Source organism: Haloechinothrix sp. LS1_15 (genome assembly GCF_033042135.1).
In the GTDB taxonomy this organism is placed as follows: Bacteria; Actinomycetota; Actinomycetes; order Mycobacteriales; family Pseudonocardiaceae; genus Haloechinothrix.
Genome location: NZ_WBXM01000012.1, coordinates 109,556 through 125,910, shown reverse-complemented (window position 1 = coordinate 125,910; position 16,355 = coordinate 109,556). Strand labels below are relative to the sequence as shown.

The following is a 16,355-nucleotide window of genomic DNA, read 5'->3' as shown; positions in this document are numbered from 1 at the left end:
CATGCACATCGAACTGACCGGCGAGCAGCGCGAGCTCCAGGCGCGGCTGCGCGAGTACTTCAGCACGCTGATGACCGATGAGGAACGTGCCGCCATGTTGACTGAGCGGCACGGCCCGACCTTCCGCGAGGTGGTGCGGCGCATGGGCCGCGACGGCTGGCTCGGTGTGGGCTGGCCGACCGAGTACGGCGGTCATGGGTTCGGCGCGATCGAGCAGCAGATCTTCGTCAACGAAGCTGCCCGCGCCGACGTGCAGCTGCCCTCGGTGACGCTACAGACCGTGGGCCCCACCCTACAGGCCTACGGCACTCCGGAGCAGAAGGAGAAGTTCCTTCCCGCGATCCTGGCGGGTGAGGTGCACTTCGCGATCGGCTACTCTGAACCGGAGGCGGGCACCGATCTGGCCTCGCTGCGCACCACGGCGGTGCGCGACGGCGATGGCCCGGACGCAGGCTACATTGTCAACGGGCAGAAGATCTTCACCACCGGGGCGCACGACGCCGACTACATCTGGCTCGCGGTGCGCACCGACCCGGACGCGCCGAAACACAAGGGCATCTCGATCCTGATCGTGGACACCAGCGACCCCGGCTACTCATGGACACCGATCATCACCTGCGACGGGGCGCATCACGTCAACGCGACCTACTACACCGACGTGCGGGTTCCCGCCAACATGCGGGTTGGTGAGGAGAACCGTGGCTGGCAACTGATCACCACTCAGCTCAACCACGAACGCGTCATGCTGGGACCCGCCGGGCGCGTGGCCGCGCTGTACGACCGGGTGCACGACTGGGCCGCCGCACGCGCCAGCCAGGCCGGGACGCCGTTGCTCGATTGCCCGGACGTTGCTGAGGCGCTCGCCGAAACCCGCGCCGTGCTGCGCATCAACGAGCTGCTCAACTGGCAGGTCGCCTCGGCGGGGGACAGCTCGACGGACACACCGGTGGATGTCGCGGACGCCTCGGCGACCAAGGTGTTCGGTTCCGACCGCATCCAGCGGCTGTGCGCGCTGCTGGAGGAGGTCGTCGGCAGGCACGGCGATCCGGCCGAGCCTGGCACCGCGGAGCTGCTGCTGTGGCTCGACGTGCAGGCCAAACGCAACCTCGTACTGACCTTCGGAGGTGGGGTGAACGAGATCCAGCGGGAACTCATCGCCATGACCGGGCTCGGGCTGCCGAGGGTGCCGCGATGAGCGGAGCACGGACAGGCGACTGGGTCGAAGACACCGCCCAGGCCATTCACCGGGAGGCCGAACGCATCGCCGACAAGGGCGGCTCCGCGCCTCGGCATGCGCGGGACCCGGTGAACACCGCGATGATCAACAACTGGGCGGAGGCGATCGGGGACGCAAACCCGGTCTACACCGACCCCGAGTTCGCGGCACGATCGGTGCACGGCGAGCTCGTCGCCCCGCCCGCCATGGCGCAGGTGTGGACCATGAACGGGCTGCACGGCGAGCGGGCCGCCGACGACCCGCTCGGCGCGATGATGACGGTCCTCGACGACGCGGGCTACACGTCGGTGGTGGCCACCAACTCCGAGCAGACCTACCACCGCTACCTGCGGCCCGGCGAGCACGTGGCAGCCACCACCGAGTTGGAGGGAGTGGTCGGCCCGAAACGGACCGCCCTCGGTGAGGGATTCTTCGTCACCACCCGCACCCGCTGGCTGGTGGGCGACGAGGTGGTCGCCGAGATGACCTTCCGGGTGTTGAAGTTCCGCCCGGCAGGCAGCGACAACGGCGGACACGGCGAGGCCGCCGGTGACCGGCGGCCGCAGGCGGGGCCGTCCGGCAGGATCGTCGACGCCTCGGAACGTGCCGCGGGCGTGCTGCGGCCGGTGATCTCGGTCGACACCGCGTTCTTCTGGGAGGGCACGAAGCTCGGCGAGCTGCGCATCCAGCGGTGGGGGGAGACGCTGCGGCACCCGCCCGGGCCGGTGGATCCCGGGGGAGATCTGGGCATCGAACCGGATTACATCGTGGCCAGTGGCCGCGGCACCGTCTACAGCTACGTGGTGCACCACAACCCGCCGGTGCCCGGCAAGGAGCTGCCGTTCGTGGTGGCGCTGGTGGAGCTCGAGGAAGGCGTGCGGGTGCTCGGCGAGCTCATCGACGCCGACCCGGGCTCGGTGACGATCGGGATGCCGGTGCGGGCGGTGTTCCTCGCCGTGGACGACGAGCTGACCCTGCCCGCTTGGGAGGTGGCGCGATGAGTGACGGAACCACCCCGCAGGCGACGCTGCCCGCCTCGGCCGTGGAGATCGGCGCCGCACTGCCGGAGCTGCGGATCGAGGTGACACCGACGTTCGTCATCAGCACCGCCCTGGCCACCAGGGACTTCCAGGACGTGCACCACGACAGGGACCTGGCCAGGCAGCGCGGTTCGAAGGACATCTTCCTGAACATCCTCACCGACACCGGCCTGGTGCAGCGGTTCGTTACCGACTGGGCCGGGCCGGAGGCGCTGGTGCGGTCGGTGAACATCAAACTCGGCGTGCCCTGCTACGCCTACGACACCCTGACGCTGACCGGGCGCGTGGCCGACCGGATAGAGGCAGGCGGCGAGCAGCGCATCGTCGTCGAGATCTGCGGCACGGTCAGCCTCGGCGCACACGTCACGGGCACGGTGCAGGTCGCGTTGCCGGAGGTGGAGTCGTGACACTGGCGGGTGAGGCAGCGATCACCGGGATCGGCGCCACCGAGTTCTCCAAGGACTCCGGGCGCAGCGAGCTGCGGCTGGCGTGCGAGGCGGTTCGCTCGGCTCTCGACGATGCCGGACTCACACCAGCCGATGTAGATGGTCTGGTGACGTTCACCATGGACAGCAACGCCGAGATCGCGGTGGCTCGCGAGCTCGGCATCGGTGAGCTCAGCTTCTTCAGCCGGGTGCACTACGGGGGAGGCGCGGCCGCGGCGACGATCCAGCAGGCCGCGATGGCCGTGGCCACCGGCGCCGCCGACGTGGTTGTCGCCTACCGGGCGTTCAACGAACGTTCCGGACACCGGTTCGGCCAGGTGTCGAACGCGGCCGCGCAGCAGGTCAATACCTCAGGTGTCGACAACAGCTTCCACTACCCGGCGGGGATCGCCACCCCGGCGGCGACCGTGGCTATGCTCGCCCAGCGATACCTGCACGACTACGGCGCGAGCACGGAGGACTTCGGCAGGATCGCGGTGATCGACCGCAAGCACGCCGCCACCAACCCGAACGCCTGGTTCCACGGCAAGCCGATCACGCTGGACGACCACCAGTCCTCCCGGTGGATCGCCGAGCCGCTGCGGCTGCTGGACTGCTGCCAGGAAACCGACGGTGGCATCGCGCTGGTGATCACCAGCGCCGAGCGGGCGAAGGACATGCCGCACCCGCCCGCCGTGATCTCCGCGGCGGCGCAGGGCAGCGGGACCGACCAGTACATCATGACCAGCTACTACCGCGACGAGCTCGCCGCACTGCCCGAGATGGCAGTCGTCGGCAGGCAACTCTGGCAGCAGTCCGGGCTGGATCACTCCGATGTGGATGTAGCGGTGCTGTACGACCACTTCACCCCCTACGTGCTGATGCAGCTGGAGGAACTGGGATTCTGCGCCAGAGGGGAGGCCAAGGACTTCATCGCTGGTGACACGCTGGAGCTGCACGGCACGCTTCCGCTCAACCCGCACGGCGGGCAGCTCGGGGAAGCCTACGTGCATGGGATGAACGGCATCGCCGAGGCGGTGCGGCAGGTCAGGGGAACCGCGGTGAACCAGGTCCCGGAGGCGCGGCACGTGCTGGTGACCGCCGGTACCGGCGTTCCGACGAGCGGGCTGATGCTGACAGGGCAGTGACCACCGTGGTGGTCGGGCTGCTAGCAACCCGCCCGCTGAGGTGAGGAGCTGAACGTGACGTTCAGCTCGCTCGTGGTGGCCTCGGGCCTCGGCCGTTCCGCTTCATATCCGTGCCGCGGCGAATCACGCCGAGCGCGCAGTAGAGCGATCACGAAACGTTATCACTCGATTGCCGTCTGGATACGCCTGTGCTCGGCTGTCACGGTAAGCAGCGACCGGCTTCACGTCAGGGTTAAGGCCGAGGCTCGCAGCAGACCGGGAGGTCACCGGCGGGATGGACGCACCGGAACCGGTCCTGTGGGGGCTGAGCGTGCTGTTCCTGGCGATCGCCGCCGCCAGCCTGGCCCGGCTGGTGATCGCGCATCCGCACTCGCCGCTCTGGGGGCGCGTCCGCCGGGAGGACGAGGTGGCCGAGCTGCTGATGGCGCTCGGCATGCTGGCGATGGTCTCGCCGGTGGGCGGGCCGATCCCGCAGGCCGGGTGGGAAGCGGCTTTCGTGGTGGCGGCGCTGTGGCTGGGGGTGCTGTGGCTGCGGGAGGTGCGCGCCAGCTGCGGTTCGGGATGTGCCCGCTCACGGTGCGGCCACCACGCCATTGGTGCCGCGGTGATGGTCTACATGTTCGCGGGCATGGTCGGGCACGGCGACCACGCCGCCCACGAAGCCGGGCCGTGGCTGACCATGGCGGGCCACGAAGGCACGCTCGTGCTGGCCCCGCTCGCCTTCGCCGCCGCAGGGTATTTCTTTGTCGACACGGCGATGTGCGTGGTGCGGTGCGTGCGTGGCCCGCGCGCGGAGATCCCCGAGCCGGTCCCAGTGGTGCTCCGCCTCGGTACCCGTGAGCTCGGCAGGGGCGCGATGAGCGTGGGCATGGCCGGGATGCTGCTGGCCATGGTGTGACCCGCAGGGCACCGCCGGCGAGCAGCACGCGAGCCGAACGTGGCGTCCGTTCCATCTACGGCGCTGAACGTCACTTTCAGCGCCCCAACTCACCGGGCGGTGAGCACGGCGTCGGCCAACGCGGGGGCGTCGCGTTCGACGGTCTGGGTGGTGACCAGGTAGCGGTCGCCGTCGCGCCAGATCCGGGTGCGCAGGGTCTCGCCGGGTAGCACGATGCCCGCGAACCGGGCCGACCAGGACGCCACCCGGTCCGGGTCCCCGTCAAGCACGGTGTCGGTGACCGCCTTGGCGACCATGCCGTAGGTGCACAGCCCGTGCAGGATCGGCGCGTCGAATCCGGCGCCGCGCGCGAACTCGGGGTCGATGTGTAGCGGGTTGCGGTCCCCGCACAGCCGGTACAGCAGCGCCTGCTGCGGCAGCGTCGGGGTGTCGACCGTCCAGTCCGGCTCGCGGTCGGGTAGCTCCACCGCCTCCGAGGGGCCTCGATCGCCGCCGAAACCGCCCTCGCCGCGGGCGAAGATGGCCGAACGTGCGGTCCACAGCGGTTCGCCCGCCTCGTCGGTGACCTCGGTCTCCTGCAGGATCACCGCGGCCTTGCCCTTGTCGTGCACGTCGGCGATGCGGCCGCGCGCCGTGGCCTTGCCCTCGGCGGGCAGGGGGCGGTGCGCCACGATCTCCTGCTTGCCGTGCACCACCTTGGCGAGATCGATCTCCACACCGGGCAACGACACCTGCGGCGGCTCGGTCTCGTGCATCGTCGCCGCCACCGTGGCGAACGTCGGCAGCACCCGGAGGTCACGCTCGTAGGTGTAGCGCAGCTCGGTCGCGTCGACCGGGTCGGCCCCTGCGCCGATGCCGAGGTGGTACAGCAGCACGTCGGAGGAGCTCCAGGAGAAACTGGTCTCGCCGAGGTCGGCTCCGATCGCGACGGCGGGGTCGATAGGCATAGCTCGCTCCGTAGTCGATGTTCGCTCGGTACTACTCGTAGCTGACCGACACCGAATCGGTCACCGGAAGGGACTGGCAGGCCAGCACGATGCCCTCGTCGAGGTCCACCGGTTCCAGGACCTCGTTGTTGAGCATCTTGACCTCACCGGCGGTCACTCGGCAGGCGCACGCGCTGCACGCGCCCTCACGGCACGAGTACGGTGCGTCCATCCCGGACTCCAGCAGGAAGTCGAGCAGCTTCTTCTCCCGGGGCCAGGCCAGCTCGCGCTGCTCGCCGTCCAGATCGACTTCCAGCGCCACCGGCGGCGCCTGCTGGGCCACATCCGCAGGGGACGGCTCCGTGTCCTCACCGGCAACGGGCTCCTCGAAGGGGTTGCGCGACAGCGAGACAAAGCGCTCGATGTGGACGCGCTTGCGCGGCACGCCCAGCTCGCGCAGTGCCTCTGCGGTGACGTCCTTGAACGCTACCGGACCGCAGATGAACGCCTCCCGGTCGGCCCACGGCTCGGTCAGCGCGCGCAGCGCCGCCACCGTCGGCAGGCCTTGCACGCTCTCCAGCCAGTGCACCACGGTGAGCCGCTCCGGATGGGCGGCGGCGAGCTCGCCCAGCTCGCCGGCGAAGATAACCGAGCGCTCGTCGCGGTTGGCGTAGACCAGTGCGATACGGCCGCTGCCGTGGCGCAGCACCGACTTCACGATGGACATCACCGGGGTGATGCCGCTACCGCCTGCGAACAGCAGCAGGTCGTCGTCCAGCGAGCGTGGCGTGAACACTCCGGCGGGGGCGAGCACGTCCAGCTCCATCCCCTCGGTGACGGTGTCGCAGATCCAGTTCGAGGCGTAGCCGTCGTCGACGCGCTTGACGGTGACCTTCCACTGCCCCTGCTCGTGGGGCGCGCTGGACAGCGAGTAGCAGCGCGCCACCGAGCCGGTGCGCTCGCTCGGCACCCGTAGCGTCAGGAACTGCCCCGGCCGGTAGGTCAGGGAGTCCTCGCGGTCTTCCGGTGGTTCGAACACGATCGACCGGGCGTCGTGCGTCTCGTCGACCGTGGCCGCCACCCGCAGCCGGAGGATCCGATCCCTCGGCAACGCGGGCTCGGCCGCCGGATCCTGCTGCTCGCTCACGTCCCGTCCTCCCGCTCGGTGGAACCGACACTGATCTCGCCGGACGCGACCGCCGCCGCGATGCTGTCGCTCAGCCGCGCGCAGGTGTCCATCAGGGCGGTGTTCCCGCCTTCGGCGACCAGCTCGGCGTACACCGGGCAGCTGACGGCGGGGTCGCTGGTCCACTGGATACTCGTGTGCTTCTCGCTGTTCTTACGCACCAGCACCCCGGTGCCGCAGCTGTGGCAGTTCACCGGGGCGAACCCGTCGGTGAGGAACGCCCTGCGGTCGGCCAGCGTGTCCTCGCGGGTCGTCGGCTGGCCGAACGTCGTGGCCACCGACGGCGCGTCCAGTTCGGCCGATGTCACGGTCACACACCCGCTTCCTGCTGCTGGCGGGCCAGGTTCTCAGCCACCTCGGCTTCCCACGCCTCGTTGGCCTTGGTGGTGTCCACCTCGTACTCGAACCGTCGGGTCATGTCGTCGGTCACATCGGCAACGTCCACGTAGAACTGCTCGTACCAGCGGCGCAGCTGGTACACCGGCCCGTCCTCCTCACACAGCAGCGGGTTGTCGATGCGGGATTTGTTCTTCCAGATCTCCACATCCTGCAGGAAGCCCTCGCCGATGCTCTTGGCGAATTTCCCGGCGATCTTGTCGGCCTGCTCGTCGTCCACTCCTGGCAGTTTCTTGACCATCACGCCCCACTGGAGCATGAAGGAGTTCTCCGTCACCGGGTAGTGACAGTTGATCAACACGTTGTCGATTTCCATGCCCTGGACCGTGTTGTGCAGGTAGTTGATCATGTAGGCGGGGCCGTAGTAGTGCGCCTCGGACCGCAGCAGGTTCTCCTCGCCCCCGTAGTTCGAGAGCGCCCCCGTGTCCGGGCGCCCTTTGGTGTTGAGGTACTGCGACGCGATGTGGCCCTCGAAGACGTTCTTGAAGTACGTCGGGAAGGCGTGGTGGATGTAAAAGAAGTGGGCCATGTCCACCACGTTGTCCACGATCTCGCGGCAGTTGGACCCTTCGATCAGCAGCGTGTCCCAGGTCCAGTTGCTCCACTCGTCGCTGCCGACCCCTTCGATGCTGGGGATCGTCACGTGCTCCGGCGGCGGGTTGCCCTCCGGGTCGTTCCAGACGAACAGCTGCTTGTTCCGCTCCATGGTCAGCCACGAGCGAGTACGGGCACGCAGCGGCACGCGGCGGGCATACGGGATCGACTTGCACTTGCCGTCGCCGCCCCAGCGCCAGTCGTGGAACGGGCATGCGATTTCGTTGCCCTTGACCTCACCCTGGGTGAGGTCACCACCCAGGTGGCGGCAGTAACCGTCGAGCACGTTCAGCTGGCCGTCCTGCCCCTGGAACACCACGAGCTTGGTGCCAAAGGCGTGGATCGCGTGCGGCTTGCCGTCCTTGAAGTCGTCGGCCAGCCCCAAGCAGTGCCAGCCCCTGGCGAACCGCTTCGGAAGCTCGCCGGCATCGATGGTGCGCACAGGCGTTTCGACAGCCGAACTCATGACATCCCTCCGTCGTGATGCTGTGCGAGCGCGGTGTCATCCGCACCCGCGATGTCGTGTGCCGCAAGGTAGCCGAAGACCATGGCGGGGCCGATCGTGGCACCGGGGCCAGCGTAGGTGTGCCCCATGACCGGCGCGCTGGCGTTACCGGCCGCGTACAGGCCGGGTATCGCGGTGCCATCCTCGGCCAGCACCCTGCCGTGCGCGTCGGTGCGCAGCCCTCCCTTGGTGCCGAGGTCGCCCGGCACCATCCGCGCCGCGTAGAACGGCGGCTCCGCCAGCGAGGCCAGGCTCGGGTTGGGCCGGTTGCGGGGATCGCCGTAGTAGTGGTCGTAGGCGCTGGTGCCGCGCCCGAAATCGTGGTCGGTGCCCTCAGCGGCGAAGCCGTTGAACCGCTCCACCGTGGCCCGCAACGCGTCGGCGGGCACCTCGATACTCTCGGCCAGCTCCTCGATGCTGCCCGCGCGCTGCACCACGCCCGCCTTGTACCAGCGGCCAGGTAGTTTCTGCCGCGGGGGGATCCCGGCGAAAACGTACCGGTTGCGGTAGCGCTGGTCGAAGATGATCCAGGTGGGGATGTTCTCGGCGGGGCCATCGCCCTGCCCGCGAGGCCCGCCGTACATGGCGTGCACCGCATCGACGTACGGGGCCGATTCGTTGACGAACCGCTCCCCTCGATCGTTGATCATGATGCTGCCTGGCAGCGACCGCTCCGCGAGGCAGAACCACGGGCCGCCGGTCAGCGGGATCGACGGACCCCACCACGCATCGGACATGAACTCCACCGCGGCACCGAGTTCCTGGCCAGCACGGATACCGTCGCCGGTGTTGGCCTTGGCCCCGACGGTCCAGTCGGTGGCGATGGGCTCACGCTGGTACTGCTTGCGCATGGCCTCGTTGTGTTCGAACCCGCCCGAGGTGAGCACCACACCCCGGCGCGCGGTCAGCGTCACCTCACCGGCCTCGGCCCCGTCGCCATCCGGGCGCTGCACCACGACCCCGGTGACACGGCCGTCGTCGGTGCGCAGCTCCACCAGCGGCGTGTTCAACCAGACCGGTACGCCCGCCTGCTGTAGCCCGGCGCGTAGCGCGGCCGCGAGTGCCTGGCCCCTGCCGAGCAGGTGCTTGCGGGTCAGCTGGGCGGCGATGCGGCGCGCTCCCACCCGCAGCGCACGCAGCGGGCCGCGCGGGTGGCGGGCGATGAGGTTGAGCCACCGAAAGTCCGCCTGGGTGACGACCATGTTCAGCGGCGCCTTGCCGTAGTCCGGTTCCAGGTTGGCCAGTTCCTCGCCGAGCCGCTTGCCGTTGAAGGGGCGCGGCTCGACCGAGCGGCCGTGCGCCCGGCCACCGGGCGCTTCCGGGTAGTAGTCCGAGTAGTGCGGCACCCAGCGCATCCGCAGCGGGCTGTGCCGTTGCAGGAACGACAGCACCTCGGGGCCGCGCTCCAGGTAGGTGTGGATGCGCTCGGCGTCGACGTCACCGCCGATGATGTGCTCCAGGTAGCTACGGGCCGCGTCCACGCTGTCGTCGATGCCCGCCTTGCGGAGGACCTCGTTGTTCGGGATCCACACTCCGCCACCGGATCGGGCCGTCGACCCCCCGAACGTGGCCGCCTTCTCCACCACGACCACCGACAGCCCCTGGTGGGCCGCGGCGAGCGCCGCTGTCATGCCGGCGGCGCCGCTGCCCACCACGATGACGTCGAACTCCTGCATGCCGCTCCTTCGCCCGTGCCGTGCGCCCACCGCGCTTTCTGAAACAGGTTACAGGAATGGGCCCGGCGGGATCCATCCCTCGCAGCCCGGCGGGGGTTGGTGTACCGATCTCGCTGTACGAGAACGTGTTTCAGTTTAAGGGATAGTCCTGCTGGCCGGGAGGGTGACGCATCGCACCATTGTCGCGGGTGGGTCCGCCCTGGGTGCCCCTTCTTGTTCCCCGCTATCGACAGAAACGAGAACATGTTCTAGTGTGGGAGCGAAGGCTGCAACGGTTGAGGAACAGGGGCATTCATGGCTGACAACACTGCCGGCGAGGTGCTCGCCAGCATCGAGGACCTGCTCCCGGTCCTCCGGGAAAGAGCGCAGGACACAGAGGATGCCCGGCGGGTCCCGGACGAGTCGATCAAGGCGCTGCAGGAGACCGGCTTCTTCAAGCTGCTCCAGCCCGCGCGCTGCGGTGGCTACGAGGCCGACCCGGTGACCTTCTTCACCGCGGTAAAACGTGTTGCAAGCGCGTGCGGCTCGACGGGATGGGTCGCGTCGATCCTCGGCGTGCACCCCTGGCACGTGGGTCTGTTCGACGCCAGGGCGCAGGACGAGGTGTGGGGTGGTGACGTCGACACCCGGATCTCCTCCTCCTACGCCCCGATGGGCAAGGCGCAGGTCGTCGACGGCGGGTACCGGCTGTCGGGTAGGTGGAACTTCTCCTCCGGCTGCGACCACTGCAGCTGGGTGCTGCTTGGCGGTCCCGCCTACGACAGCGACGGCAACGCGGTGGATTTCTGCACCTACCTGGTGCCGGACTCCGACTACAGCATCATCGACGTGTGGGACACCGTCGGGCTGCGCGGCACCGGGAGCAACGACATCGTCGTGGAGGACGTCTTCGTCCCGCAACACCGCGCGCTGAGCTTCATACCGATGTCCAAGTGCGTGGTTCCTGGGCAAGACGTCAACCCCGGGCCGCTGTACCAGCTGCCGTTCGGGTCGGTGCACCCCAGCACCATCACCGCGCCGATCATCGGCATGGCTCAAGGCGCCTACGACGCCCACGTCGAGCACCAGCGCAGCCGCGTGCGGGCCGCCTACGCGGGCGAGGAATCCAAGGACGACCCGTTCGCCAAGGTGCGCATCGCCGAGGCAGCCAGCGAGATCGACGCCGCATGGCTGCAACTGACCAGCAATATCGACGAGCTCTACCGCTACGCCTGCGCAGGGGAGAAGATCCCGTTCGCCTCGCGGGTGCGGGTGCGGCGCGATCAGGTGCGGGGCACCGAGCGCGCGATCGCGGCGATCGACCGGCTCTTCGAGAACTCCGGGGGACGGGCGCTGCAGAGCGGCACCCCGATCCAGCGGTTCTGGCGGGACGCCCACGCAGGCCGGGTCCACGCGGCCAACGATCCCGAGCGGGCCTACACGATGTTCGGCACCGCCGAGTTCGGCCAGCGCGTCAAGGACTCGATGGTCTGACCGAGGCCGAGGCGACACGCGAGAAGGGGACCGGGAGATGACCGAAGGCACCTACGCGACCACGGCGGACGGGCTGCGGCTGCACTACCACGAAGCGGGCACCGAGCACGAGGAGACGGTGGTGCTGCTGCACGGCGGCGGGCCGGGAGCTTCGGCCTGGAGCAACTTCGGCCGTAATATCGGCGTGCTGGCCAAGAAGTTCCACGTGCTGGCGGTCGACCAGCCGGGTTTCGGCCGCTCCGACAAGCCGACCGAGCACCCCCAGTACTTCACCCACAGCGCGAGCGCGCTGCTCGGACTGCTGGACGCGCTCGGTGTGCAGCGGGCCCATCTGATCGGCAACTCGCTCGGCGGCGGCACCGCCGTGCGATTCGCGCTGGACAACCCGGACCGGGCGGGCAGGCTGGTGCTGATGGGGCCAGGGGGATTGAGCGTCAACGTGTTCACCCCCGACCCGACCGAAGGTGTGCAGCGGTTGGCCTCCTTCGCAGCGCCGCCGGGGCCGAGCAAGGAGAAGCTGGAGCAGTTCCTCCGGGTGATGGTCTACGACCAGTCGCTGATCACGCCGGAACTGGTGGAGGAGCGCTACGCCACCGCCAGCACCCCCGAGTCGCTGGCCGCGATGAAGGCGATGGGCGAGTCGTTCATGCGGCCGGAGGAAGCCGAGCGCGGCATGCTGTGGCGGGAGGCCTACCGCCTGCGGCAGCGGGTGCTGCTGATCTGGGGACGCGAGGACCGGGTGAACCCGCTGGACGGGGCGCTGGTCGCGCTCAAGACCATCCCGCGCGCCCAGCTGCACGTGTTCGGCCGCTGCGGCCACTGGGCCCAGGTGGAGAAGTTCGACGAGTTCAACCGACTCGCGCTGGACTTCCTCACCGATTCCTGACCGTCCCCGTCTTCACCCGACTCGAAGGAGTGGTGCGCAATGGGTATCCGTTCACTCGGCTACCTGCGAATCGAAGCCACCGATATGGACGCGTGGCGCGTGTACGGGCTTGAGGTGCTCGGCATGGTCGAGGGCTCCGGCACCGACCCGGACGCGCTGTACCTGCGAATGGACGAGTTCCCCGCGCGGCTGGTGATCGTGCCGGGGGAGACCGACCGGCTCGCGCAGGCGGGCTGGGAGGTGGCCAACGCGGGCGAGCTGCAGGAGATCCGGGAGCGCCTGGAAGCCAGCGGCATCGGCTACAAGGAGGGCACCGCCGAGGTGCTCGCCGAACGACGGGTCGACGAGCTGATCAGCTTCAACGACCCGAGCGGGACTACGCTCGAGGTCTTCCACGGCATCGCGCTGAAGCACGACCGGGTGGTCAGCCCGTATGGGCACCGGTTCGTCACCGGCGAGCAGGGCCTCGGTCACGTGGTGCTGTCCACCCACGATGACGAGTCGGCCCTGCACTTCTACCGGGACGTACTCGGCTTCCGGCTGCGGGATTCGATGCGGCTACCCCCGCAGGCCGTCGGTAGGCAGGAGGGCGATCCGCCCGCCTGGCTGCGCTTCTTCGGCTGCAACCCGCGCCACCACAGCCTCGCGTTCCTGCCGATGCCGACGCCAAGCGGCATCGTGCACATCATGGTCGAGGTGGAAAACACCGACGACGTCGGGCTGTGCCTCGACAGGGCCGAGAAGCACAAGGTGCCGATGTCGGCCACGCTGGGCAGGCACGTCAATGACCTGATGCTGTCGTTCTACATGAAGACCCCCGGCGGCTTCGACGTGGAGTTCGGCTGTGAGGGGCGGCAGGTCGCCGACGAAACATGGATCGCACGGGAGAGCACGGCGGTCAGCCTCTGGGGTCACGACTTCAGCGTCGGCTGGCGCAACCAGTAGGGCCCGGTAGGTACGAAGCAGCGAGGAGAGGCGATGACGGCACAGGTGGCACCGGCGGGCAACGGGGTCGTGGACGCATCCCGGTTCCGCACCGTGCTGGGACACTTCTGCACCGGCGTGACGGTGATCACCGGATACGGGCCGGACGGGCCCGTCGGGTTCGCCTGCCAGTCGTTCGCCGCGCTGTCGCTGGACCCGCCGCTGGTGCTGTTTTGTCCAGGCAAGTCGTCGCGGGCGTGGCCGGTGATCGAATCGGCCGGATCGTTCGCGGTGAACGTGCTCGGCGAGTCGCAGCGCGAGGTCAGCACGGTGTTCGGCTCGCCGCGCGCCGACCGGTTCGCCCACGTCGACTGGCACCGGGCCGGCTCCGGCGCCCCGTTGCTCGACGGTTCGCTGACCTGGATCGACTGCGCGGTGGAGACCGTGCACGACGCCGGTGACCACTACATCGTGGTCGGCCGCGTGATCGAGCTCGGCGAGATCTCCGACGACCGCCCGCTGCTGTTCTACCGGGGGCGTTACGCCGCGATCGGCCTGGAGCGCGGTGAGGCGGCGCCCGCTCCGGAACACCTCACGGCGTTTCTCACCTGGCCCGGCCCGGACGACTGGGTGTAGGGCACGGTTAGCCCGCTAAACGTGCCGGGCGGACGACGGTTAGCCCGCTAAACGTGTCCGGGGGTCCACGGTTAGCCCGCTAAACGTGCCCAACGACGCCGAGGGGTGCGCGTCACTGGACGCCGCGCGGCCGGTGTAGTCATGATCACAGATACCTATCGGTATAGAGAACATGTTCTAAACCCGTCGGTAGGTTAGAGTGACCGGTGGTGTACCCGCCGCGCGCGGGTGTGTTCGTGTCGATGACGACAACGATGAGGAGATGCCCGTGACAGCGGCGGTACTCGTGTGGCCGGTCGCACCGGAGATGCCCGCGCTCACCTGCCGCGTGCCGGGCACCGTGCGCGGGGGCAAGGCAGCGTGGCCTGCTGGCAGGCGTGTGAGGTGAATCGTGCGTGTTGCACTGCTGTCCTACCGGAGCAAGCCGCACTGCGGTGGCCAGGGCGTCTACGTCCGCTACCTGAGCCGGGGGCTCGCTGAACTCGGCCACGAGGTCGAGGTGTTCTCCGGTCAGCCGTATCCCGAACTCGACGAGGGCGTACGGCTCACCCCGGTGCCCAGCCTCGACCTGTACCGGGAGTCCGATCCGTTCCGCACCCCGCAGCCGAGCGAGATCCGTGACGGGATCGACCTGCTGGAACTTGGCGCCATGTGGACAGCGGGCTTCCCCGAGCCGTTGACATTCAGCCTGCGCATCGCGCGGCTACTACGCGAGCGTGCGGGCGAGTTCGACGTGGTGCACGATAACCAATCCCTCGGCTACGGTCTGCTGTCGCTACGGCGGCAGGGCATCCCGTTGCTGGCCACCGTGCACCACCCGATCACCCAGGACCGCACCGCCGACCTGGCCGCCGCCTCGCTGCGCAGGCAGCTGACGCTACGCCGCTGGTACGGCTTCGTACGGATGCAGGCCAGGGTGGCGCGCCGGATCGGTGACGTGATCACCGTCTCGCGCAGCGCCGCCACGGACATCGCGAACGACTTCGGGGTCGAACCGCAGCGCATCCACACCGTTCCCCTCGGCGTGGACACGGAGGTCTTCCAGCCACGGCAGCGCCCCCGCGCTCCCGGCAGGATCGTCGCTGTGGCCAGTGCGGACGTCCCCTTGAAGGGGGTGCGGCACCTGCTGGAGGCGGTGGCCAAGCTGCGGACCGAACGCCCCGTGGAGCTGACCCTGGTCTCGCAGCTGATCAAGGGCGGGCCGACCGAGCGGCTGATCGAGGAGCTGGCCATCGGTGACGTGGTCCGCACCGTCAGCGGCATCGACGACACCGAGCTGGCCGAGCTGCTGGCCTCCGCGGAGGTGGCGTGCGTGCCCTCGCTGTACGAGGGCTTCTCCCTGCCCGCGGTGGAGGCCATGGCGTGCGCCACACCGCTGGTGGTCAGCGAGGCTGGATCGCTGCCCGAGGTCGTCGGCGGCAACGGCGAATGCGCCCTCCTCGCGCCACCGGGCGACACCGAGGCACTCGCGCAGCGGTTGTCCTCAGTGTTGGATAATCCCACCCGTGCGCGGCAGCTCGGCGAGGCTGGCAGGCAACGCGCCCTCCGGCGGTACAGCTGGACCTCGGTGGCCGCGGCGACCGTGGAGCGCTACGCCGCCGTGATCGAGCGTACGGAGCGGGCCGGGCAGCAGCGCGCGGACCGGACCCGCCGCGGCGGACGACGAAGGGGAACGACAACGTGCTGACAGTGGATTTCGACCGCGTCCACGCCGGGCCGGGCGACAAGGTCCTCGACCTCGGATGCGGGGCGGGCAGGCACGCCTTCGAGGCCTACCGGCGCGGCGCGGAGGTCGTGGCGTTCGATCAGGACACCGCCGAGCTCGACGGCGTCGAGGAGATGTTCCGTGCGATGGCCGAGGCAGGCGAGGTGCCCGAGGGTGCCTCGGCGAGGACGGTGACAGGCAACGCCCTCGAGCTACCGTTCGACGATGCCACGTTCGACTGCGTGATCGCTTCCGAAATCCTCGAGCACATACCCGAAGACGACAAGGCCATCTGGGAGCTGGCCAGGGTCACCCGGCCCGGCGGGACGGTGGCCGTCACCGTCCCGAAGTGGCTCCCGGAACGGGTCTGCTGGTCGCTTTCGGAGGCCTATCACCAGGTCGAAGGCGGCCACGTGCGGATCTATCGTGCCGACGAGCTGGTCGGCAAGCTGCGCGAGGCCGGCTTGCGGCCCGTGCACCGGCACCACGCCCACGCGCTGCACGCGCCGTACTGGTGGCTCAAGTGCGCCGTCGGGGTCGATCGCGAGAACCACCCGCTGGTGGCGGCCTACCACCGCCTGCTGGTGTGGGACATGATGGACCGTCCGCTGCTGACCCGCGCGGCCGAACGGCTACTCGATCCGGTCATCGGTAAGAGCGTGGCCCTCTACTTCGTCCGGCAGGAGGTCGCGGTTGGCCCCCGCTGAGCTGCCGAGCGTAC

At 69.1% G+C, this 16,355-nt stretch carries 16 protein-coding genes; 11 read left to right on the top strand and 5 right to left on the bottom strand.

Annotated features, from left to right (window positions below):
• The first annotated feature begins 1 nt into the window (after position 1).
• The 5 genes from F8178_RS17185 to F8178_RS17165 all read left to right on the top strand — a co-directional run bounded on the left by F8178_RS17185 (position 2) and on the right by F8178_RS17165 (position 4,727).
• Complete coding sequence (locus F8178_RS17185) at positions 2-1,195, top strand: acyl-CoA dehydrogenase family protein (RefSeq protein ID WP_317495853.1); 1,194 nt, start codon at positions 2-4, stop codon at positions 1,193-1,195.
• Positions 1,192-2,217: an OB-fold domain-containing protein gene (locus F8178_RS17180; protein WP_317495852.1), complete on the top strand. Its 1,026-nt coding sequence runs from the start codon at positions 1,192-1,194 to the stop codon at positions 2,215-2,217. Before F8178_RS17185 ends, F8178_RS17180 begins: the two co-directional genes overlap by 4 nt.
• Complete coding sequence (locus tag F8178_RS17175; RefSeq protein WP_317495851.1) at positions 2,214-2,663, top strand: MaoC family dehydratase; 450 nt, start codon at positions 2,214-2,216, stop codon at positions 2,661-2,663. Before F8178_RS17180 ends, F8178_RS17175 begins: the two co-directional genes overlap by 4 nt.
• Complete coding sequence (locus tag F8178_RS17170; RefSeq protein WP_317495850.1) at positions 2,660-3,829, top strand: lipid-transfer protein; 1,170 nt, start codon at positions 2,660-2,662, stop codon at positions 3,827-3,829. Before F8178_RS17175 ends, F8178_RS17170 begins: the two co-directional genes overlap by 4 nt.
• Positions 3,830-4,103: 274 nt before the next feature.
• A complete protein-coding gene (locus tag F8178_RS17165; protein WP_317495849.1) occupies positions 4,104-4,727 on the top strand; it encodes a DUF5134 domain-containing protein in 624 nt (207 codons plus the stop codon).
• An 89-nt stretch (positions 4,728-4,816) separates the two neighbouring features.
• Here F8178_RS17165 and F8178_RS17160 read toward each other — a convergent pair whose 3' ends face one another.
• From F8178_RS17160 to kstD, 5 genes are all read right to left on the bottom strand, one after another.
• The gene (locus F8178_RS17160; RefSeq protein WP_317495848.1) at positions 4,817-5,674 is read right to left on the bottom strand and encodes a MaoC/PaaZ C-terminal domain-containing protein; all 858 of its coding nucleotides are present in this window, start codon (positions 5,672-5,674) and stop codon (positions 4,817-4,819) included.
• Positions 5,675-5,705: 31 nt separating this feature from the next.
• A complete protein-coding gene (locus tag F8178_RS17155) occupies positions 5,706-6,764 on the bottom strand; it encodes a 2Fe-2S iron-sulfur cluster-binding protein (protein WP_396345714.1) in 1,059 nt (352 codons plus the stop codon).
• Between the two features lie 32 nt (positions 6,765-6,796).
• Positions 6,797-7,075: a hypothetical protein gene (locus F8178_RS17150; protein WP_317495871.1), complete on the bottom strand. Its 279-nt coding sequence runs from the start codon at positions 7,073-7,075 to the stop codon at positions 6,797-6,799.
• Between the two features lie 74 nt (positions 7,076-7,149).
• The gene (locus tag F8178_RS17145) at positions 7,150-8,295 is read right to left on the bottom strand and encodes a Rieske 2Fe-2S domain-containing protein (protein ID WP_317495846.1); all 1,146 of its coding nucleotides are present in this window, start codon (positions 8,293-8,295) and stop codon (positions 7,150-7,152) included.
• Positions 8,292-10,010 (bottom strand): 3-oxosteroid 1-dehydrogenase, encoded by a 1,719-nt coding sequence (gene kstD, locus F8178_RS17140; protein WP_317495845.1) that lies wholly within the window; start codon positions 10,008-10,010, stop codon positions 8,292-8,294. The genes F8178_RS17145 and kstD overlap by 4 nt, the downstream gene beginning before the upstream one ends.
• 294 nt (positions 10,011-10,304) lie before the next feature.
• Here kstD and hsaA point away from each other — a divergent pair, with 294 nt between their 5' ends.
• From hsaA to F8178_RS17110, 6 genes are all read left to right on the top strand, one after another.
• Positions 10,305-11,483 (top strand): 3-hydroxy-9,10-secoandrosta-1,3,5(10)-triene-9,17-dione monooxygenase oxygenase subunit, encoded by a 1,179-nt coding sequence (gene hsaA / locus F8178_RS17135; RefSeq protein ID WP_317495844.1) that lies wholly within the window; start codon positions 10,305-10,307, stop codon positions 11,481-11,483.
• A gap of 37 nt (positions 11,484-11,520) precedes the next feature.
• A complete protein-coding gene (hsaD, locus tag F8178_RS17130; protein WP_317495843.1) occupies positions 11,521-12,369 on the top strand; it encodes a 4,5:9,10-diseco-3-hydroxy-5,9,17-trioxoandrosta-1(10),2-diene-4-oate hydrolase in 849 nt (282 codons plus the stop codon).
• 39 nt (positions 12,370-12,408) lie between these two features.
• The gene (gene hsaC / locus F8178_RS17125) at positions 12,409-13,314 is read left to right on the top strand and encodes an iron-dependent extradiol dioxygenase HsaC (protein ID WP_317495842.1); all 906 of its coding nucleotides are present in this window, start codon (positions 12,409-12,411) and stop codon (positions 13,312-13,314) included.
• A 33-nt stretch (positions 13,315-13,347) separates the two neighbouring features.
• Complete coding sequence (hsaB, locus tag F8178_RS17120; RefSeq protein ID WP_317495841.1) at positions 13,348-13,929, top strand: 3-hydroxy-9,10-secoandrosta-1,3,5(10)-triene-9,17-dione monooxygenase reductase subunit; 582 nt, start codon at positions 13,348-13,350, stop codon at positions 13,927-13,929.
• A 391-nt stretch (positions 13,930-14,320) separates the two neighbouring features.
• Positions 14,321-15,616, top strand: a complete 1,296-nt coding sequence (locus F8178_RS17115) for a glycosyltransferase family 4 protein (protein ID WP_317495840.1) — start codon at positions 14,321-14,323, stop codon at positions 15,614-15,616.
• On the top strand, positions 15,610-16,341 hold the full coding sequence (locus F8178_RS17110; protein ID WP_317495839.1) for a methyltransferase domain-containing protein: 732 nt from the start codon (positions 15,610-15,612) through the stop codon (positions 16,339-16,341). The genes F8178_RS17115 and F8178_RS17110 overlap by 7 nt, the downstream gene beginning before the upstream one ends.
• Positions 16,342-16,355: the final 14 nt, after the last annotated feature.